Here is a 19,695-nt window from a genome sequence, read left to right as displayed (position 1 = left end):
ACATGGGCATCCGCATTACGGGTACTGGCTTGTTCCATCCGGAAAATGTCATCACCAATGAAGAATTAGTTGAAAGTTTAAATGCTTATGTGGAACTGTTTAATCACGAAAATGCGGACAAAATCGCTGCAGGCGAAATTGAAGCGCGTCGTGGTTCTAGTGCAGAATTTATTGAAAAGGCATCTGGTGTCCAACGCCGTTATGTTGCGGAAAAAAGCGGTATTCTAGATCCGAAACGTTTACGTCCGAATTTACCTGAACGTGCAGATGATGAAATTTCACTGCAAGCAGAATGGGGTGTAATCGCAGCCAAGCAGGCGATGGAAAATGCAGGCGTAACTGCTGAAGATATTGATATCGTGATTTTGTCATGCTCGAATTTGCAACGTGCTTATCCTGCCGTTGCCATCGAGATTCAAACCGCTTTAGGAATTAAAGGCTATGCCTATGACATGAATGTGGCCTGCTCGGCAGCAACATTTGGTCTGAAACAGGCCTATGATGCGATTAAGGCTGGTGCGCGTCGTGTGTTATTGGTTAATGTGGAAATTACCTCTGCACATACCGATTTTCGTTCACGTGACTGTCACTTTATTTTTGGTGATGTGGCAACCGCTTCAATTATTGAAAACACTGAAAGCAAAACCGGTTTTGAAATTCTGGATTCCGAGTTGTTCACCCAGTTTTCGAATAACATCCGCAATAACTTTGGTTTCTTGAATACCTCTGAAAATGCCGACATTGATGACAAGCGTTTCCGTCAGGATGGCCGTAAGGTCTTTAAAGAAGTCTGCCCACTGGTTGCGAAAATGATTACAGCGCAACTGGAGAAGAATCAGATTGCACCGACTGGCGTGAAACGCTTCTGGCTCCATCAAGCCAATGCCAGTATGAATGAACTGATCCTGAAACTGGTGGTTGGCAAAGAAAATGCCAAACCTGGTCTGGTGCCGATGATTCTGAACGAGTTTGCCAATACTTCTTCTGCAGGCGTGATCATTGCATTACACCGCACTGCCCATGAAGTGGAAGATGGTGAATACGGCGTACTTTGTTCATTCGGTGCTGGTTATTCAGTGGGTTCGATTCTGGTTCAAAAACGTGTGGCATGATCCGCAATAAATAGAGAGTAGACAGATTGCAGGCCAAGCATGACGGGCAGTGGATCAGGCGTTTAAGTGCCTTCTCCAAGTTATATTTTACCCCGACATTTTTAGGGGCTGAGTATATGGATGCCAGTCGACCTGCAATGTATGTCGGTAATCATTCCATGTATGGCATCTTTGATGCGCCGATGCTGATTGATTACCTCTACAACGAACATAAGGTGGCTGTGGTCAGTATTGCAGATCATAGCCATTTTTATGTGCCGCTGTGGCGTGAAGCCGTGAAAAAGTTTGGTGCCATTGATGGAACACAAGCCTATGTGCGTGCTGCAATGCAGCAAGGCTATTCCATTCTGGTCTTTCCGGGTGGCGGTCGTGAAGTGCTCAAACGTCAGGGTGAGCAGTATCAGCTGATCTGGAAGCAGCGTTACGGCTTTTTAAAGCTGGCGCAAGAATTCAACTATGATCTTGTCCCTTTTGCCGCTCTCGGTGCGGATGAGGTCTATGAGATTGGCTTTAATGCCAATAAGATTATCCAGCATAAGTATTTTCAAACACTACTTAAAATACCACAACTCAATAAATTACTACGTCAGGGCGATGTGATTCCTTCTCTGCCCAAACACCTGTTGCCAAAACGCTTGCCCTTTTATTTTCAGTTTATGCCACGACTATCGATTGCTCAGGTGCAGACGCAAGAAGAGCTGGTTGAGTTTCGGCATAGCTTGCAACAGCATATTTATACGGGGTTGGCAGCGCTCACTGTGCAGCGTCAGCAAGACCAGCAGGCAACCGAATCCTCGTTGTAAATCCAAGTTGTGACATATTGAGATGCGCTATATTTAGAAGTCATCCTGCAGTGCTGTTTTATTGTGCGAGTACTGCCATAATGTATGGTCAAATAGTCACTGATCGATGATCGAGGGCTCAACATGATTCAATATAAAAATAAAATAAATAGGTGCGTATATGGAACAGGGTGGTTGGGTAGCGCCGTTAAAATTGCTGGCACAACAATGTTTGCGGATTTCTCCGGAGTTGAACCAGCTTTATCTGGATCAGATGGCGATGATTGGTCATCTGACTGCACAAAATCTATTAAAAATTCAGCAGGGTCAATACCGGATTGAATTGCTGGACGGGTTGTTCTATATCCAGTTTTATACTGCATATGCACTGGACTCCGGAACTGCACCCGTTTTGGTTGAGAGTCATTTTTATTTTCAGCAATACAAAGCAGAAGCGCTAGAAGAATTTTTTTTACAGGATATCTATTTCCTGACTGGGGACTTGAAACCGCAGCATTCGCTGTATTTACGTGACAAAGCCAAGCAATTACGCAAACTGATTCTGAACCAGGTCTATGAAGCGGTAAATGGCCCAGCACGGGTATTGGCATTCCTGCGACAGATGTCGGTGGTTCAGGCTGAGATTATTGATCATCATTTAATAGAGGCCGGGTTGTATACAACACCAGTCATGCAAAACGTTGTTCTGGACGAACAGGATATTCCCCCGCAAATTCTTGAAAGCTTGCAACAGGCTTTTTCTTTGGCATTTCTACAGCAGGATGAGTTCCTGTCCATCCAGTCCTTAATGGACACTCTGGATGAATTCTGTTTTAGTGCCGCACAGTTTTTGCATCCGGCGACGTTTCGGATTATGTCCTTGTCTTTTGAAGAGCGTTTTAATTTACATGAACTGAATGATCACAGCGATGATATTCGGCTGTTGTATCGACATGCCGAGGAGCAGAGCCACCTGCTCGGTTTTGTCCGTTTGATGAACCGTGAGGTCTGGCATCGCGATGACTTATTAGCCAAACGAAATTTTCTGGAAAATCATCCCTATTTATGGCAAAAAAAGGTGGCCCGATTACCACTATTTGACTGTCATCGTGCAGTGAACTGGATTTTCAGGCAACCAGCCGAAGTACTGGACTGGATCAGTAGCAATATTCAGCACAGCAGCGTGCGGGTGGCAGTGACGGCCTTAAGTTTTGTAGACAGCCATCATATTCATCCGCAGATTATTCTGGCGACCTTACAATATTTTCAATATGTCTCAGCGCGACTGTTTATTCATAGCATGCATGAATATGCAATCCAGCATGACTGGTTTCAACATCAGCATAATCAGGCGGTGGTCTTAAAAGGCACACGCCAATCGATGGATGATCAGCGGATTGCCATCACTCCCTCGATTCTGTATCTGGACGAATGGATAGAACTGCTGCGTAACGTGGTCAAAATGGATGATCAGATCACCAAGAAAGTCTATTTGCAACTGAGCCGGGTGATGCAGGCATATATGCAGCATCTATATAAAATTACCACACATCTTCCAGAAGAAGTCTTGACCTATATTCAGCCTCAAAGCCAGCAGAATCGGGATTTCTATCATGTGTTGCAGCGCTATCGGATTCCTTTTGTCGAATTTAGACAGCTGTTTTATTTACACAGTGGACATGTGCGTGAGTCTGTATTTGACAGTTATGTGCGTGACTATCTGGTGGAATATTTTTCCAGTCATAACGAGATTCCGAAAAACCTCAGCTGGAGTGGATTATTCGCTCAGGCCGTGATCTGGCATGATCAGATTCAGAAGCAGGAAATGATGGCCAAGCTGAAAAAAGAGTTTGCGCTCGTAACTTGGTCACCTTTGACGCAGGCCTCATTTTTATTATATTTCAACTGGCGTTTTGAGGAGCTTAAAAATCTGGATCGTATTCTGGAAGAATCCAAGGTTTTCAGGAACTGTCTGGCTGCCAGTTATGCCCAGCAGATTATTGAAGGGCAATATGTGGCCTTTCGCATGTCGCATCCGGATGTGCGTTTACCTTTAATTCTGGGCTGTCGAATCGTCAATGGGCAAGTGATCTTCGATCAGTTGGAATATCCGAACAATCAAAAGGCAGAAGCTGAATATAGCAATATCGCGATGCATTTTATCAACTGGCTCAACTTGCAGGCTTAAGTGCAAGATTAAGTGGTTTTCCGCCATGACGCTTAACTTTTCTGCCAAAAATCGTTAGGCTATAGCCGTTCTTTCACGGTATTGCTCTTATGAAACAGGAAACTGCCCTTAAGTTACTCAAAGCAGGAGAAAATGTCTTTTTAACCGGTTCTGCGGGTGCAGGAAAAACCTATACGCTGAATCAATATATTAATTATTTAAAAGCGCGTAAAGTCGCCGTCGCGATTACGGCATCGACCGGTATTGCAGCCACGCATATGAATGGTATGACCATTCACACCTGGGCCGGCATTGGGATTAAAGACTTTTTGTCCGAAGATGACTTAAAGCGCATGAAAGAGCGTAAATACTTAAAAGAACATCTGGAAAATGCCCAAGTTCTGATTATTGATGAAATTTCCATGCTGCATGCCAAGCAGCTGAATCTGGTCAATCAGGTGCTGAAATATTTTAAGGACAGTGATGAAGCCTTTGGCGGTATTCAGGTAATTGTGGCCGGGGATTTTTTCCAGTTGCCGCCAGTCGGTAAGAATGACGAGCGTAATCGCGATAAATTCTGCTTTATGTCGGAAGCCTGGGTAGAAGCCAAGTTTCGGGTCTGTTATCTGACCGAGCAGCATCGTCAGGGCAATGATTATCTGAATGACATCCTGAATGCGATCCGTGCGCAGGCGATTAGCCATGAACATCGCACGGCTTTACAGGCAACCCGACATCAAGAAATCGGCGATACCTATACGCGTCTGTATACCCATAATATGGATGTGGATAGTCTTAACTTTAAACATCTGAATGAAATTGACAATGATCCGCGCCAGTTTGATGCCCAGTGTGATGGCAATGAAAAGCTGATTGAAACTTTAAAATCTTCAGTACGTGCACCAGAAGCCTTAACCTTGAAAAAGCATGCCAAAGTCATGTTTGTAAAAAATAACTTTGATATGGGCTATATCAACGGCAGTCTGGGTGAAGTGATCAGTTTTGAAGAAGACGATGAATATGGTGTGCTGCCCAAAGTAAAACTGACCGATGGCACGACCTTGGTGGTGGAGCCGGAAACCTGGTCGGTAGACAATGAAGCTGGTAAGACTATTGCCAGTTTCCAGCAAATTCCTTTACGCTTGGCCTGGGCGATTACCATTCATAAATCTCAAGGGATGACCTTGGAAGCAGCAGAAATTGATCTGAGTCATACTTTCGAGAAAGGTCAAGGTTATGTGGCGCTGTCACGGTTGAAAAGCTTAAATGGCTTACGTTTAAAAGGCTTTAATGAGCAGGCTTTGGAACTTGACAGTTTAGCGATTAAAGCTGATCGTCGTTTTCAGGAACTTTCTGATGAAGCCGAAGCGAATTTTGAAAATGTCGATTTGACTGCGCAGCATAAAGCCTTTATTCGTCACTGCGGTGGCACATTGAATGAAGCAGAAATCCAGCGCAATGAAAAGAAAATTTCCAAGAGTGGCACGAAGCAGAGTTATGCCACTGCCACACTGGATGAAACCCGAGCACTGTTTGAAGAAGGCTATGAAGTTGCGGATATCGCGACTGAACGTGGTCTGACGCCAGCGACAATCATTAATCATCTAGGCCGTTTACACAAAGAGCAGGGACTGGATATTTCGGTGGCTCATCCGGGTGAGGAAGTGGTGGAGCAGGTGCGTAAAATTTATAAACGCTTAACCAAACGTCAAAGTGCTGAGCATTTTAATGATGATGGCTCGATTAAGTTGCGCCCGATTGTAGAACTCACCACGCCTAAAATGGCCTATGACCAAGTCCGTCTGGCACTGTTATTTGTAGAGTAATCCCCGAAATGATCCTTCAGAACTTTTAAGATGCATAGTTTATTCGTATACGGCACGCTTCGTCCGCAGCAACCCAATGCCCATGTCATGGAGCGGATTGGGGGAAGCTGGAAAGCCGCTTATATCCGTGGGCATTTGCAACAGCGTGGCTGGGGGGCTGAATTTGGTAGCCCGGGCATTCAGCTCAGTGATTCGGGCGAGACTGTTCAGGGTTATGTATTTATATCTGAGCATCTTCCCCAATATTGGGAAGAGCTGGATGCGTTTGAAGGTGATGAATATCAACGGATTCCGGTTAAAGTATATTTGGAAAACGGCGAGATGATAGAAAGTTTGGTTTATGCCTTAAAAGATTAGGCTCGGATTTGTCATGCAGTAAATTTTTAAATTTTTATCAGGTCACAGCTTGTTAAAGATCATTCTATTTTTTTGTATCGCTTTTATTTTAGCTTGGAAAGCTTACAACCAAGATGAATCTTCCGTTGATCTGATGACATATCCTGAGCAAGCTTGAAACACTGCTTTAAAGCTTGGTGCAAGGTAATCAATAGATGACCTGCATATTATAGGTCATGTGATGTGTTTTTGTTATAGGTCATGTGATGTGTTTTTGAGAAATCTTTGCATACTGGTGATGCGTGCTGATGATTTGAATCTATTGTGTACCAATCAATAAAGATAAAATCCCGGCTGCAATCAGCGGCCCAACAGGTACGCCGCGTAACACCGCCACACCTGCTACAGTACCAATCAATAAGCCCGCGACAATATCCGGTTGATTCGACATCAGTTTCACACCGCGGCCACCGAGCCAAGCCACAAAAACACCAATGGCAATGGCCAGTAAAGATTTCCAGCTGAGAAATGACTCGAGAATACTTTCTCCGGCAATTTTGCCACTCGCAATCGGTGCCAATACCCCGATGGTTAAAATAATAATTCCAATATTCAAACCATGTTGTTGTACATAAGGCAACAGGTCGTGTAGCGGGGTAATTTTAAGAACAATCAGTACCGCTGCAGCGATGGTGACAGCACTATTGTGACTGAATATACCACAGGCCAGTAATACCAAAAGAACCATCAAATTTAAATCGAGTTGTGACATGGGCGGGAGAGGAAACATGGAAAATGCCACCATTGTAGAGCGTTTCAGCTGGTGATACGAAGAAAATAAGCGAAGCAATCAATTTAGGTGTGTTTCAGGATAAAATGCACAACTCTTCACGCGATACAGGTTTAAGCAGATGCTATTGGAAAAAATGTTGCAGTCACAAGGTTTCGGTTCCCGCAAGCATTGTCAGCAATTGATTAAAAATGGTGCTGTTTCTATCCAGAATGAAGTGATTGATCATCCTAAACATAAACTGGATTTGAATGATTTAGACTTCGAGGTCTATGGCAAGGCCCATCGCTATCGAGAGAAAGTCTATATCGCTTTAAACAAACCGCAGGACTATGAGTGTTCGCATCAGGCCACGCATCATTTTAGTGTGTTTGATCTGTTTGATGAGATGCTGCTGAATCGTGGCATTCAATGCGTGGGTCGTCTGGATCAGGACACCACCGGACTGTTATTGCTGACTGATGATGGCCAGTTTCTGCAAGCATTAACACATCCGAAAAAACATGTGGCCAAAGTTTATCAAATGCAAACGGCAGATCCAGTCACTGATGCTCAGCTACAGCAACTGGAACAAGGCGTTGAGCTACGCAATGAAAAAGGTATTTTTGCAGCCACTGAAGTGATACGTCTGTCTGAAAGCTGTCTGCAAATGAGCATTCATCAAGGGGTATATCATCAGGTGAAACGCATGCTGGCAGCCGTCGGAAATAAAGTCGAGCAATTGCATCGTGCTCAAATTGGTGCTTTGGCTCTGCCTGAGCTGGCTGAAGGAGAATGGATCTATTTAAATGCAGAACAGGTGGCTTTGGCAAAATTCCGTTCAGAAGAATAATTGAGTTATTCTTCTCAAGTTTATTTGAACGATCAGATTTTATCTCAGGAAACAATGATAGGTCTGAAACTCATTATCCTTAATAAATCCCATAGATTCATACAATTCATGCGATTGGTAATTGTTCTTTTGGGTTTCCAGGGTAATTCTTAAGGCCTGTTCATGTTTGGCAAATAAAATTGCGGTATCAATCAGTTGTCTGGCTGCACCCTGACGCCGAAATATCGGGGTGATATAGACATCATCCAGAATATAATAGGTCGAGCAGGCCACCGAAGAAAAACCCAGATACAGGATAATAAAGCCGGTAAAAGTATCATCTTTGGTATTAATGAAAATGACGGTCTGTCCATCTTCAAAACGTTGTTTTAAAAATTGGTAGGAGAGTTCGGGGTTAGAGGAGGTGCCATAAAATTGTCGATATTCATCGAATAATATCGCAAGCTGATTCAGGTCTGCTGATTGAGCGCGTCGTACGAGCATTGCATCCTCCATGCTAATTTTTTATTCATTATCAGCATCAAGCATAGCGAAGTTTGTCAGTGGCCGGCTTTAGAAATTGTTCGGAAATGCAACAATGTTAAATTTTGTCGCTTTCACCTAAAATGGCATTCAGTTCTTCAAATAAATCCAGATGATCATCATCGAGCTGGATTTCCTGATCATCCAGAGAATTGAGTGTTGAATTTGGCAAGCTGCTTTGCCCATTCTGGATCTCATTTTGCTTCAGTTTGCGCAGTCGGATCAGTTGTTCCAGATTAATATTCTGGTTTTCAATCGAGAAGGGGATCGATTTGGTAATCACCACCTGTTTGAAAAAAAGACGCACGGCCTGAGCTGGCGTAATCCCCAATTGCTTAAATACCGCAAAGGCTTGTTTCTTCTCTTGCGAGTCCAAGCGAATTTGATAAACTTCAGTTTTTCTCATAATATTTTTAAAGCTTTAAATTACTTAACTTTTCGCCTTTATTCTAATCAATTACGTTTGAAATTCAATCTTAAAGCGACCGATTTTAGAAAATAATCTGTAATGACAAGCGATTTACAGTGTCAATTCAAGTCTGGAGCTGAAATTCATGCTTTTCTGCGTGATCGGATCGATGAATTGAATATGTTGGGCCAATAAGCTTAAAGGGGCAGAAAAATCATCTTCGGCTTTGTGCGCTATCAGTGGATAAAACGGATCATTCTGAATTGGAATACCGAGATGATTCAAGTGCACGCGTAATTGGTGCTGTTTGCCAGTGTGTGGTTTCAGTTCATATTTGGCCCATTCTTTATTATGTTCTAACAGCTGGATTGCCGTTTCGCTATTGGCTTCGCCGTTGACCACCTGCATGGTATAGAAGGGCTGACCTTTTTCCATTCTTAATCGTGTGATCAATGGAAATTCTAAATCAGCCTTGTATGCTGCAATCGCATGGTAGGTCTTCTGCACTTGCCGTGTGGCAAACATCTGTTGATACAGGCCACGAGATTCTACATATTTTGAAATGAGAACCACGCCGGCCGTTTCACGGTCTAGCCGGTGAATCGGTGTTAAATGTTCATTGCCTGTTTGTTTTTTGAGACGAACCAGCAAGGTTTCCTGTACATACTGACCGGTCGGACTCATGGTCAAAAAGTGCGGTTTATCGATCACCATGAAATGCTCATTTTCAAATAAAATCTGATGTTGAAAAGGAACATGCACTTCATGTGCCAAAAATCGATAATAAAAACAATGACTATTGGCCTGAAATGGACTTTCTGTGCTTAATTGATGGCCCTGCGCATCATAGACCAGACCTTTGGCGAAACGGGCTTGCCATTCATCTGCTGCGATATGCGCAAATTGCGTGCATAAATAAGCAAAAACTGTCGGGGGTGCATCTAGACTATCCTGCAAGAACACTTTACTGGCACTGACCCCATTTAACATGGGCGGATTAAACTCAACAGTCGGATGCATGGCAGGCAGATCAACCTCTCAGAAACAGAAATGGTGAAAAAATACAGTTTCTCACACAGGTGAATAGGCTTTTAAAGCGTGGCGATGCTATCATATTTATTCTTTTGCATCATGTCGTGAGTAATATGCCTTATTCATTTAATGTCACTTTAAATCATGAAGACGATACCCAGAAACTGGCCAAGGTTCTGGCCGAAAATTTCCCTGCGGGAGTCGTATATCTGATCGGTGATTTGGGGGCAGGAAAAACGACCTTAACGCGCTATTATTTGCAACAGCTGGGTCATCAAGGTTCGGTGAAAAGTCCGACTTATACGCTGGTCGAACCGTATCAGATCAATGGGCAGGATATTTTTCACTTTGACCTGTACCGTCTGAATGACCCCTATGAACTCGAATTGATGGGAATCCGGGATTATCTGGAAACTCCGAATGCGCTATTTTTATTTGAATGGCCCTCCAAAGGTGGCGATGAAATTCCGCAAGCTGACCTGATTATTGAAATTTTAAAATCTGAAGATGAACTGACCCGTACTGCAAGCCTGATTTCCTCTAATCTTGCTTTGCGAGAGGCTTTGGAGCGTCAATTTTCACATGTCGAATGATTTAAGCCTACGCCGTATCCGTGCCCTTGATCCTGCGCTGGCCAACCAGATTGCTGCAGGTGAGGTGATTGAACGTCCGGCATCCGTGGTCAAGGAATTACTGGAAAACTCGATTGATGCGGGTGCGACCGAGCTGATCATCCGGGTGGAACAGGGTGGCAGTACCTTAATTGAAATTATGGATAACGGCCGTGGTATTCATGCTGAAGATCTGGCATTGGCCGTCATGCGTCATGCCACCAGCAAAATCCAGAGTGCCGATGAGCTGTATGCGATCAGCAGTTTAGGCTTTCGTGGAGAAGCGCTGGCATCGATTGCAGCAGTCTCACGCCTGACCATGATCAGCAGTCAAAATGAGGATGGCATTGGTTATCAGGTAGAAGTAAACGGTACGGCTTTTGATCATCAGCAGATTCAAGCGGTCGCGGCTTCGAAAGGGACGCATATCCGGGTTCAGGATTTATTTTTTAATGTGCCTGCGCGGCGTAAATTCTTAAAGAAACCGGGCACTGAATTTGGCCACATTGAAGAAATTGTACGCCGTATGGCACTGACGCATTTTGATATCCGGTTTGTGCTGGAACATAATGAAAGCATCAAGCTGAATTTACCCGTGGCGGACAGCGGTGCTTTACGTTTCCAGCGGGTACAGCAGTTATTGGGTCGTCAGTTCACTGAAAATGCTTATTGGATCGATGCTGACAGTATAAACATGCGTTTATCAGGCTGGCTTGGTCATCCCTCAGATGCGCGTGCACAGGCCGACTTGCAATATGTCTATGTCAATGGCCGGATTGTCAAAGACAAAACCATTTCTCATGCCTTGCGGATGGCTTATGATGGCATTTTGCATGGCCATCAACATGCGGCTTATTTGCTGTTTTTAGAAGTTGATCCTGAAAATGTTGATGTCAATGTCCATCCCACTAAGCATGAAATTCGCTTTCTGAATCAGCGTGAAGTACATGAGTTTGTGCGGCATTATGCCAAAGACACTCTGGCACAATTCCAGACGGCAACTGCGGATTTAGCAACTGCGATGAAAGTTGATGATGAATCTGTTGCACTTGTACCGCAACCGCGTTATCAGGAACAGTTTAGCCTGCACCAGACTGCGCATGCGCAGCAACAATTATCCTCTAACCTACCTGTAGCTGCTAAAGGTGAAAATGAGGCATCGGATGTCCTGACCGACTTTGAATCTTCGCGGCCGCAAACGGTACATTATGCGCGAGACTATAATGCGTCTTATGCAGGCTCGCAGCAGCTGAATAATGCCCTGCAAAGCTATCTGGCACCGCTGCGTGATCAAGCGTCTGCCTATGAGCCACAAGTTGCAGAGCAAGCCTTGCAAAGTCATATACAGGCCAAAGTCGATGAACATCCACTCGGGATTGCGATTGCCCAGTTACATGGGATTTATATTCTGGCACAAAATACCGAAGGGCTGATCATTGTGGATATGCATGCAGCCCATGAACGCATCGTCTTGCAGCAAATGAAATCGGCTTGGGATAAACCTGAATTCTGGACATCACAGCAATTGCTGATTCCCAAAGTGGTCAACATCACTCGAATGCAGGCGATGCGGGTCGAAGAACTCAAAGAGCAGTTAATGCGTTTGGGGCTTGAAATTGACCAGTATGGTGATGAACAGGTGATTGTGCGTGGCGTACCTGCCATTTTGCACAAAGCAGATTTTGATGCACTGATTCCCGAGCTGTTAAATGATCTGGATCCGAATGATCAGGTACAGGGTCTATTGCAGAAACGTGACCAGATTCTGGCAGGTATGGCCTGTCATGGTGCAGTACGTGCGCATCGCATTTTAAGCCTGTCTGAAATGAATGCTTTATTGCGTCAGATGGAACACACTGAATTTGCCAGTCAATGTAATCATGGCCGTCCGACTTGGCGCGCTTTTCCATTGAATCAACTAGACAAACTTTTTGCTCGAGGAGAGTAGTTTTACATGTCCAATCAATTGCCGGTCATCAATTTAATGGGGCCAACTGCAAGTGGTAAAACCGCTTTGGCATGTGAACTGTATGAGCAGGGAAAATTCGAGCTGATTTCGGTCGATTCTGCGCTGGTTTATCGGGAAATGGATATTGGAACAGCCAAGCCTTCTAAAGAGGAACTGGCGCGCTATCCGCACCATCTGATCGATATTATCAGTCCACTCGAAGTCTATTCTGCGGCAAACTTTGTTGAAGATGCTTGCCGGTTAATTGATGATATTCATGCACGTGGTAAAACACCGATATTGGTGGGCGGAACCATGCTGTATTTTAAAGCCTTACTTGAGGGGTTGTCAGATAATCTGCCCAGTGCCGACTATACGATTCGTGCTGAAATTGAAGCCAAAGGCGAGCGAGAAGGTTGGGAGACTGTTTATGCAGAATTAAGTGCCGTAGATCCCGTTGCTGCGGAGAAATTCAAGGTTAGTGACAAGCAGCGTATTATTCGTGCCTTAGAAGTGTTTAAACTGACCGGTGAGCCGATTACAAAACTACAGGCAGAGCAACCTAAAAATTTACCATATCGTTACAGTTTTTATAACTATGCACTTATGCCAGATCGGTTAGAATTACACGGGCGTATTGAACAACGTCTGCAAATGATGTGGAAAAACGGTTTTTTAAATGAAGTTGTTGGTTTAATTGAAAAATACGATTTTAATGAAAATCTACCTTCTATGCGTTCGGTAGGTTACCGTCAAGCTATAGAATTCTTAAAAAATGCTGACAAAACCAAGGAAAAGCAACAGGAAATGGAGGATAAAGCTTTATTTGCGACACGACAACTTGCAAAACGTCAATATACGTGGCTGAGGTCTTTGCAAGAAAAGCATAAATTTACAACATATTTTACGCTACAGCAGGCTCAACAAGACTTGCGAAACTGTCACGGATAAAGCAAAATTTAGGGACTATCTTTTTTATAATTTTTAATTGAAAAATAGAGATAGTTTTTGCGCTGATTTTTAATTTTTTTTTGGAGTTATAACATGTCTAAAGGTCAAACTTTACAAGATCCATTCTTGAATTCTCTCCGTAAGGAACGTATCCCAGTATCTATCTTCCTGGTAAACGGTATTAAATTACAAGGTCATATCGAGTCTTTCGACCAATACGTGGTTTTATTAAAAAATACAGTAAGCCAAATGGTTTATAAGCATGCAATTTCAACTGTAGTGCCTGCACGTAATCCTCGTCCTGCTGGTGCGCCTGCTGGTCCACAAGGTGCTGGCTTTGGCGGTCAAGGTGCTACTGGTGGTTTCGGTGGCGGTCAAGGCGCTGGCTTCGGTGGTCAAGGTGGCTTCGGTGGCGGTCAAGGTGCTGGTTTTGGTGGTCAAGGTGGCTTCGGTGGCGGTCAAGGCGCTGGCTTTGGTGGTCAAGGTGGTGGCTTTGGTGGTCAAGGCGGCTTCGGTGGCGGTCAAGGTGCTGGCTTCGGTGGTCAAGGTGGCTTTGGTGGTCAAGGCGCTGGCTTTGACAACGATACTAAATTTGAAGATACTCAAGACGACGAAAATAATCGTTAATCGAGTCTGAAAATTAAAAAAACCTCTCATCGAGAGGTTTTTTTATGCCTGTAAGTTTTGCATGGATAAAAATTAAAAAGCCAGCAATCTAGCGCTGGCTTTTTAAAATGGATCTGGGCTTAACGATTACGTTTAGGATCCAGTTGTGGATCTTTGATTTCTACATAGGCATTGCTACGTGTTTCACGTAACCAGCTGTCCAGCTCGGCATCAAACTGACGTTCACCAAGTAATTGACGGGCCATACGTTCTTGATATTCCTCTGTCATATCCTGTTGACGTGTTTCGCTGACTTGCAGGATATGCCAGCCAAACTGGGATTGAAACGGTTTACTGAACTGCCCCACTGGGGTGCTTTTCATTTGCTGTTCAAACTCAGGCACCATTACCCCAGGGCTTACCCAGCCAAGACTGCCACCATCACGTGCTGAACCGGTATCATTGGAGAAGGTTGAAGCTAAAACAGTAAAATCTTCGCCTTGTTGCAGGCGGCTATATAAACTGTCAATCATCTGTTTGGCATTTTCCGGACTGACTACTTCAGAGGGTTGAATCAGGATGTGGCGGGTCAAGTATTGAGGAACCAGGGCTTTTTGTTCGCCACCTTTACGTTCTAGTAGCTTGAGTACATGTACCCCATCAGCAACCGGAATGAGTTCAGAGGTTTGACCTGGCTGTAGGGTCGTGACACGTGCAGCCAGTTCTGCCGGAATTTCTGACAGGCTTCTCACGCCCATGTCAGCAGCTTCGACTTTAATGCCGCCAGTGCTGTATTTTTTGCTGATCGCCTGAATATCATTGCTGGTATTCAGCTCTTGCTTTACCTGTGTAGCAATCTGTTCCGCATTTTCGCCGCTTACACGTAAATGCAGCACATGTACCTGGCTGCCGAGTAAAGCCTGACCTTGCGGGGTATTTAGGAAGTTTTTAACATCCTGGTCTGTGATTTGAATCCGTGAAGTCACGACTTGTTGACGTAAACGATTCAGCGCTAAATCTTCCGCAATACGGTTGCGTAAAGAAGCATAGGTATTGGGCGCCATGGCATCCAGTTTTTGCTGGAAAGCTTCCAGACTGGTTGAGCCCGAATCACGGGCAACTTTCAGTACTGCGTCATTCAGGGATTTTTCATCGGGACGAATATTGTAGCGTTTAACTTGTTCAAGTTGTGCCTGACGAATAATGAGCTGCTCTAAGGCTTGTTGCTCAAGAAATTGTTGGGGTGGAACTGTCTGATTTTGCTTTTGCAGCTGATGAGAAATCTCGGCCACACCTTGAGCCAGATCACTACGCAGAATGATACTATTGTCGACCACAGCTACAACTTCATCTTTAGGTTGGGCAACAGCAAACGTCGTCATCGCTGAAGAAAGGCATAGCGCAAGTGCAGTCGCTTTAAAAATTTGTTTTAACTGTTTTGTCTTCATTAACGTTCTGTCCAATTTTGATTGATATTGTTAAAACCTAGAATGCGATTTTCTAGTAATGAGGTGAGTTTGCTGCTTAACCCACCTAAGCCTTTCAGGCTGACCTCGGCCATAATGGCGCGTTTGGCTTTGACGTTTGAATCATTAACGTCGTCTAAGTCATTGTAATATGAACGACCATATACAGAAACTCCCCAACAGCATGACTCATAGTTGACCCCAAGTAAATATTCTCGTGCGACACTATTGTCGAGGTCAAACTGCGCATGTCCTACCAGACGCCAGTTGTTGGCAAGCGGCTGAATAAAGGAGCCGACGATATGATCATAACGGTCTTGACGGTTCGGAATGTCTTTACGATAGAAATAGCCGACGTTGTATAGATTGCCCTGATCGCCAGTATAATAAACCTGCACATCACGCTGCGCATTTTGACCATTCGACATCCAGCTGGAGTTTAAATTGACATGGACATTATTCGATAGCTGACTGGTGAGCTGAATGACAGGCCCTGTATGGCTTTCACGGTCATATTTGTCTGCATCCTGTTCCAGTGTGACACGGCGATCTTCAAAGAAGAAACTTTGACCGACACTCGCACGTAGGCGTTCCAGACCTTCTTCATTAAACAGGCTATAACTCAGGCCTAAAGAGGCAAAGTTGTTGTCTTCCAGGCGGTCGTTGCCATAGAAGCGACGTGCACTGAAAAGCTGATCATAATTAATCGAAGCGACGACTGAGTCAAAGTTAGGTTGATTCTGCTGGTTTTCATAAGGTGAATAGGCATAGAACAGACGAGGCGTTAAGGTCTGTAAATAGGTGCCTTCTTTTTCGAAAATTAAGCCGGTGTCCAGCGTGAATTGTGGCACCACAATGGACTGGCTTTCACTAGAACCACCACGGTCTCGGGTTTTCTCATCATAGAAGGTATTGATGTTGCGTACAGATGCTTCCGGAATAAAAAACGACCACGGGTTATAGTGATTATAACGCACCGAAAAGTCGTTATAGATGCGGGTGCCACTTGGTTGATAAATCTTGTCATCATTTTGAGGGATATCAGCAAAATTTCTCAGGTCCTTCTGGAAATAAGCAGTATCGTTATTAAACTCAAGCTGTAATCCGAGTGGATTGCCAGTTTTATAATTGACTAAAAGCTGCGGCAAACGTGCATAAGGACGATCTTCATCCAGTACAGTGGGATCGAGTGTCTGGAAATCTTCGACTTTGAATTGTGCCTTTAAGCCGGGAATACCATTTTTATAATTGACTTCCCAGGCGCGGCGCAGGTTCAAGTCAGTTTTTGAGTTCGGGTTATTGTCCAGGTCGGCAAAGTAATCTTTGTCTGAGGCGTAATTATATTCCAGATTGGTCGAGAACTGATCGTTGATCTGCCAATTATGCAAGTAATGTAAGCTTTTACGATCCTCATTATCATAACTTTCATCCGAAGGTAGATAGCCACCCCAGATACGACCTTCACCATAATTTTCTGTCAGATAACGGAACTCGCCATCTAGCATGGCACCACGATCACCAATATAGCGCGGAGTGAGGGTAGCATCATACTGTGGGGCCAAATTCAGATAAACAGGAACACCGAGTTCAAGTCCGCCATCATTGGTAAAACCAAAAGTTGGCGTCAGAATGCCGGTAGTACGGCGGTCATCAATCGGGAAGTTGAAATAAGGGATTGCCAATACCGGAACGTCTTTGACATACAGTTTGGTATTGCGGGTTTCACCACGTCCGGTTTCCTGATTCAGCTTGATCTTTTCTGCCTGTATTTTCCAGGTCGGCTTTTGCTCAGGCGGGCAGGTAGAGTAAGTGGCATTTTCCAGTTCTATGGTATCAGTCGATGTTTTGGCAATCTTTTCTGCACGACCGTGGGCATGTTGCTGCTCTGCAATATAGAAACTGTTGTTTAAATCGCCCTGTTGGGTTTTTAAATTATAATTAATATCATCACTTTGTGAGATCAGACCGCCTTGTGCTAACTGTACCTGACCTGCTGCTTTGGCATAGGTCTGGGTCTGATCAATGGTCACTCGTTCGGCACGGATTTGACGACCTTGCTGATCAATAACCACATTGCCTTCCAGATAGGAGTCGCCTGCCGGATTGTAATGTCCATAATCGGCGGTAATGGTTGAGGTGGCTTGGTCTGGCGCAATAGTCGCTGCATCTGGGGCGATCGGGGTAACCCAGGCACCTTCACAATAAGCCGAACTTAAATACTGTCCCTGGCGTTGCTGCGCTTCAGCCGAGGATTTATCGACATAGTATTGTGAAAAGAAGGCTTCACCTGGATAGGTCTCATTAATGCGCTGTTTGAGTTGTTCTGCATTTACATCGGATGAGACAGTTGATGCAGCATAGCTTGAGGCTGAGCTGCCACATAAAAGGGTTAAGATCGCAGTCGCTAGAGGGTTGATTTTAAAGTGATGCTTCATTTGTCTCATTAACCAATCATGCTTTTATCGCAATTAATTATTGTCGCATCATAGAGAAAAAGTTGATAAGTAGCTACACTTAGCACTTTAAAAACTCAGCCTGTATTAGAATTAATTGCAAATGAATACACAACGCGAACAATTGATACAATCTTGGATTGCCTCTGTACTCGGTTCAGATCAATTTGAAACTCATTTTTTAGCAGGTGATGCCAGCTTCCGTCGTTATGCACGAATCAAACTGAATAATAAAACATTTATGCTGATGGATGCACCACCAGAAAAAGAAGATTGTGTGCCTTTTGTGACGATTGATGAATTTTTTGATGCGCATGGCGTGCGTGTTCCGCATATTGTCGCCAAAGATCTGGAAAATGGTTTTTTGCTGCTCGAAGATTTTGGCGATGTCCTGCTTTCCAATCTGCTGAATGAAGAGACGGTGGATGCTTATTATGAGCAAAGCTTTAAGCAGCTGATTCAACTGCAATCAATTGCTGGAGAAGGACATTTTCCGGAATACTCTTATGAAAAACTGATCTCGGAAATGCAGCTGCTGACTGACTGGATGTTGCCAGCCTTAAAGATCCAGCCGACTGAATCAGAAAGTGCCTTGATCAAACGTAGCTTTGCGATTCTGGCCAATGCAGCGCTGGCGCAGCCACAAGTGATTGTGCATCGTGATTTTCATAGCCGTAATCTGATGAAAATTGACAATGAAACCGAACTCGGTGTGATTGATTTTCAGGATGCGGTGATTGGTGCGGATACCTACGATCTGATCTCGATTACCCGTGATGCTTATGTGCAATGGAATGCTGATCGTGTCTATCGCTGGTTTGAAGCCTTTTATAATTTATTGCCAGCCTCAGCCAAAGAAGACCGTGATTTTGAGCAGTTCAAGAAAGATGCCGATATGATGGCGATTCAACGTCATATCAAAATTCTGGGTATTTTTGTGCGTCTGTTTGAACGTGATGGTAAGTCCGGTTATTTAAAAGATTTACCACGGGTGATGTGGTATTTATTAGAAGAATCTAAACCTTATCCAGAATTGCAGCCTTTTATGCAGTTTATGCATGAAAAAGTGATGCCGGCTTTTGAAGCAAAATATGGTTCATATGAGGTGGCTGCCTAAATGAAAGCGATGATTTTAGCCGCAGGCCTCGGTAATCGTATGCGGCCTTTAACGCTGCATACCCCAAAGCCTTTGCTTGAAGTTGGTGGCAAGCCGCTGATTGTCTGGCATATCGAGAAACTGGCTGCGATTGGCGTCACTGAAATCGTGATCAATACTGCATGGCTCGGTGAAAAACTGGCACAAGCCCTGGGTGATGGCTCACAGTTTGGTGTCAAGATTCTGTGGTCACATGAAGGTGAAGGTCTGGAAACGGCAGGCGGGATCATTCATGCTTTGCCGCTTTTGGGTAATCAGCCTTTTATCCTATTAAATGGTGATGTCTGGACCACAATGGATTTTGCACCTTTATTAGATGTTGATCTGAACGATAATTTGGCACATCTGGTGTTGGTCGAAAATCCGGAGCAACATCCAGAGGGTGATTTCACCCTTGCAGAAGGGAAGGCTTATACCTTCGATCAACAGGTCGAGGGTGAAAACCTGACTTTTAGCGGTGTATCCGTCATCAGTCCAAAAATGTTTGAAGGCTTAGAGGCTGGAAAGCGTCCTTTGGCACCTTTATTAAAGGCAGCGATGCTGAATCATCAAGTGGTTGCCTCTAAACTGGCAGGTATTTGGGTGGATGTCGGTACGCCTGAACGTTTAACGGCACTGGATTTGGCAATCCGTGAAGCTAAGTCTGTTTAAGTGAATATTCACTAAGCACTGCCTACTATGACAAGATATAGAAAA

At 44.3% G+C, this 19,695-nt stretch carries 18 protein-coding genes; 12 read left to right on the top strand and 6 right to left on the bottom strand.

What is annotated here, in order from left to right; all coding sequences use genetic code 11:
• The first annotated feature begins 2 nt into the window (after nucleotides 1–2).
• The 5 genes from FTU44_RS00940 (at nucleotide 3) to FTU44_RS00920 (ending at nucleotide 6,244) form a co-directional block, all read left to right on the top strand.
• A complete protein-coding gene (locus tag FTU44_RS00940) occupies nucleotides 3–1,112 on the top strand; it encodes a beta-ketoacyl-ACP synthase III (protein ID WP_005170328.1) in 1,110 nt (369 codons plus the stop codon).
• Between the two features lie 26 nt (nucleotides 1,113–1,138).
• Nucleotides 1,139–1,915: a 1-acyl-sn-glycerol-3-phosphate acyltransferase gene (locus FTU44_RS00935; RefSeq protein WP_100355380.1), complete on the top strand. Its 777-nt coding sequence runs from the start codon at nucleotides 1,139–1,141 to the stop codon at nucleotides 1,913–1,915.
• A gap of 160 nt (nucleotides 1,916–2,075) precedes the next feature.
• A complete protein-coding gene (locus FTU44_RS00930) occupies nucleotides 2,076–4,082 on the top strand; it encodes a hypothetical protein (protein ID WP_159138340.1) in 2,007 nt (668 codons plus the stop codon).
• A gap of 89 nt (nucleotides 4,083–4,171) precedes the next feature.
• Complete coding sequence (locus FTU44_RS00925; RefSeq protein WP_005097360.1) at nucleotides 4,172–5,887, top strand: AAA family ATPase; 1,716 nt, start codon at nucleotides 4,172–4,174, stop codon at nucleotides 5,885–5,887.
• A 30-nt stretch (nucleotides 5,888–5,917) separates the two neighbouring features.
• Nucleotides 5,918–6,244 (top strand): gamma-glutamylcyclotransferase family protein, encoded by a 327-nt coding sequence (locus FTU44_RS00920; RefSeq protein WP_005097359.1) that lies wholly within the window; start codon nucleotides 5,918–5,920, stop codon nucleotides 6,242–6,244.
• A 298-nt stretch (nucleotides 6,245–6,542) separates the two neighbouring features.
• Here FTU44_RS00920 and FTU44_RS00915 read toward each other — a convergent pair whose 3' ends face one another.
• A complete protein-coding gene (locus tag FTU44_RS00915) occupies nucleotides 6,543–6,995 on the bottom strand; it encodes a DUF441 domain-containing protein (protein ID WP_180049299.1) in 453 nt (150 codons plus the stop codon).
• Between the two features lie 139 nt (nucleotides 6,996–7,134).
• Between FTU44_RS00915 and FTU44_RS00910 the strand changes: the two genes are divergently transcribed.
• Nucleotides 7,135–7,845: a pseudouridine synthase gene (locus tag FTU44_RS00910; RefSeq protein ID WP_180049109.1), complete on the top strand. Its 711-nt coding sequence runs from the start codon at nucleotides 7,135–7,137 to the stop codon at nucleotides 7,843–7,845.
• Between the two features lie 39 nt (nucleotides 7,846–7,884).
• On the opposite strand, the gene FTU44_RS00905 is transcribed toward FTU44_RS00910, so the two are convergent.
• The 3 genes from FTU44_RS00905 to FTU44_RS00895 form a co-directional block, all read right to left on the bottom strand.
• Nucleotides 7,885–8,328, bottom strand: coding sequence for an N-acetyltransferase (locus FTU44_RS00905; RefSeq protein ID WP_005097355.1), 444 nt, complete (start codon nucleotides 8,326–8,328; stop codon nucleotides 7,885–7,887).
• Nucleotides 8,329–8,425: 97 nt separating this feature from the next.
• Nucleotides 8,426–8,773 carry a type II toxin-antitoxin system RelB/DinJ family antitoxin gene (locus FTU44_RS00900; protein WP_005097354.1) on the bottom strand — a complete coding sequence of 116 codons (348 nt, stop codon included), beginning with the start codon at nucleotides 8,771–8,773 and terminating at the stop codon, nucleotides 8,426–8,428.
• 114 nt (nucleotides 8,774–8,887) lie between these two features.
• The gene (locus tag FTU44_RS00895) at nucleotides 8,888–9,796 is read right to left on the bottom strand and encodes a pseudouridine synthase (RefSeq protein WP_180049107.1); all 909 of its coding nucleotides are present in this window, start codon (nucleotides 9,794–9,796) and stop codon (nucleotides 8,888–8,890) included.
• A gap of 125 nt (nucleotides 9,797–9,921) precedes the next feature.
• On the opposite strand from FTU44_RS00895, the gene tsaE reads away from it, so the two are divergent.
• From tsaE to hfq, 4 genes are all read left to right on the top strand, one after another.
• The gene (gene tsaE / locus FTU44_RS00890) at nucleotides 9,922–10,401 is read left to right on the top strand and encodes a tRNA (adenosine(37)-N6)-threonylcarbamoyltransferase complex ATPase subunit type 1 TsaE (protein ID WP_005097351.1); all 480 of its coding nucleotides are present in this window, start codon (nucleotides 9,922–9,924) and stop codon (nucleotides 10,399–10,401) included.
• Nucleotides 10,391–12,367: a DNA mismatch repair endonuclease MutL gene (mutL, locus tag FTU44_RS00885; protein WP_180049105.1), complete on the top strand. Its 1,977-nt coding sequence runs from the start codon at nucleotides 10,391–10,393 to the stop codon at nucleotides 12,365–12,367. The genes tsaE and mutL overlap by 11 nt, the downstream gene beginning before the upstream one ends.
• A 6-nt stretch (nucleotides 12,368–12,373) precedes the next feature.
• On the top strand, nucleotides 12,374–13,318 hold the full coding sequence (gene miaA, locus FTU44_RS00880) for a tRNA (adenosine(37)-N6)-dimethylallyltransferase MiaA (protein ID WP_180049103.1): 945 nt from the start codon (nucleotides 12,374–12,376) through the stop codon (nucleotides 13,316–13,318).
• Nucleotides 13,319–13,411: 93 nt separating this feature from the next.
• The gene (gene hfq, locus FTU44_RS00875; protein WP_074383259.1) at nucleotides 13,412–13,945 is read left to right on the top strand and encodes an RNA chaperone Hfq; all 534 of its coding nucleotides are present in this window, start codon (nucleotides 13,412–13,414) and stop codon (nucleotides 13,943–13,945) included.
• Between the two features lie 119 nt (nucleotides 13,946–14,064).
• Here the strand turns inward: hfq and FTU44_RS00870 are convergent, their stop codons facing one another.
• Nucleotides 14,065–15,372 carry a peptidylprolyl isomerase gene (locus tag FTU44_RS00870; protein WP_180001292.1) on the bottom strand — a complete coding sequence of 436 codons (1,308 nt, stop codon included), beginning with the start codon at nucleotides 15,370–15,372 and terminating at the stop codon, nucleotides 14,065–14,067.
• Complete coding sequence (locus FTU44_RS00865) at nucleotides 15,372–17,825, bottom strand: LPS-assembly protein LptD (protein WP_180049298.1); 2,454 nt, start codon at nucleotides 17,823–17,825, stop codon at nucleotides 15,372–15,374. The genes FTU44_RS00870 and FTU44_RS00865 overlap by 1 nt, the downstream gene beginning before the upstream one ends.
• 121 nt (nucleotides 17,826–17,946) lie before the next feature.
• Between FTU44_RS00865 and FTU44_RS00860 the strand changes: the two genes are divergently transcribed.
• Nucleotides 17,947–18,960: an aminoglycoside phosphotransferase family protein gene (locus tag FTU44_RS00860; RefSeq protein WP_005170371.1), complete on the top strand. Its 1,014-nt coding sequence runs from the start codon at nucleotides 17,947–17,949 to the stop codon at nucleotides 18,958–18,960.
• Nucleotides 18,961–19,650 carry an N-acetylmuramate alpha-1-phosphate uridylyltransferase MurU gene (gene murU, locus FTU44_RS00855; RefSeq protein WP_005170373.1) on the top strand — a complete coding sequence of 230 codons (690 nt, stop codon included), beginning with the start codon at nucleotides 18,961–18,963 and terminating at the stop codon, nucleotides 19,648–19,650.
• Nucleotides 19,651–19,695: the final 45 nt, after the last annotated feature.

Source organism: Acinetobacter sp. YH12105, from assembly GCF_013419095.1.
Taxonomy (GTDB): domain Bacteria; phylum Pseudomonadota; class Gammaproteobacteria; order Pseudomonadales; family Moraxellaceae; genus Acinetobacter; species Acinetobacter pseudolwoffii.
The sequence above is the reverse complement of the archived record's forward strand: the minus strand, read 5'-3'. Positions and strand labels throughout refer to the sequence as shown.

Bases quoted from the DNA above. Each gene is read 5' to 3' on its own strand.
- FTU44_RS00925 (WP_005097360.1), top strand. From the start codon at position 4,172: ATGAAACAGGAAACTGCCCTTAAGTTACTCAAAGCAGGAGAAAATGTC.
- FTU44_RS00900 (WP_005097354.1), bottom strand. From the start codon at position 8,773: ATGAGAAAAACTGAAGTTTATCAAATTCGCTTGGACTCGCAAGAGAAG.
- FTU44_RS00940 (WP_005170328.1), top strand. From the start codon at position 3: ATGGGCATCCGCATTACGGGTACTGGCTTGTTCCATCCGGAAAATGTC.
- mutL (WP_180049105.1), top strand. From the start codon at position 10,391: ATGTCGAATGATTTAAGCCTACGCCGTATCCGTGCCCTTGATCCTGCG.
- miaA (WP_180049103.1), top strand. From the start codon at position 12,374: ATGTCCAATCAATTGCCGGTCATCAATTTAATGGGGCCAACTGCAAGT.
- murU (WP_005170373.1), top strand. From the start codon at position 18,961: ATGAAAGCGATGATTTTAGCCGCAGGCCTCGGTAATCGTATGCGGCCT.
- FTU44_RS00870 (WP_180001292.1), bottom strand. From the start codon at position 15,372: ATGAAGACAAAACAGTTAAAACAAATTTTTAAAGCGACTGCACTTGCG.
- FTU44_RS00910 (WP_180049109.1), top strand. From the start codon at position 7,135: ATGCTATTGGAAAAAATGTTGCAGTCACAAGGTTTCGGTTCCCGCAAG.
- FTU44_RS00860 (WP_005170371.1), top strand. From the start codon at position 17,947: ATGAATACACAACGCGAACAATTGATACAATCTTGGATTGCCTCTGTA.
- hfq (WP_074383259.1), top strand. From the start codon at position 13,412: ATGTCTAAAGGTCAAACTTTACAAGATCCATTCTTGAATTCTCTCCGT.
- FTU44_RS00895 (WP_180049107.1), bottom strand. From the start codon at position 9,796: ATGCATCCGACTGTTGAGTTTAATCCGCCCATGTTAAATGGGGTCAGT.
- tsaE (WP_005097351.1), top strand. From the start codon at position 9,922: ATGCCTTATTCATTTAATGTCACTTTAAATCATGAAGACGATACCCAG.
- FTU44_RS00930 (WP_159138340.1), top strand. From the start codon at position 2,076: ATGGAACAGGGTGGTTGGGTAGCGCCGTTAAAATTGCTGGCACAACAA.
- FTU44_RS00920 (WP_005097359.1), top strand. From the start codon at position 5,918: ATGCATAGTTTATTCGTATACGGCACGCTTCGTCCGCAGCAACCCAAT.
- FTU44_RS00905 (WP_005097355.1), bottom strand. From the start codon at position 8,328: ATGCTCGTACGACGCGCTCAATCAGCAGACCTGAATCAGCTTGCGATA.
- FTU44_RS00915 (WP_180049299.1), bottom strand. From the start codon at position 6,995: ATGTCACAACTCGATTTAAATTTGATGGTTCTTTTGGTATTACTGGCC.
- FTU44_RS00865 (WP_180049298.1), bottom strand. From the start codon at position 17,825: ATGAAGCATCACTTTAAAATCAACCCTCTAGCGACTGCGATCTTAACC.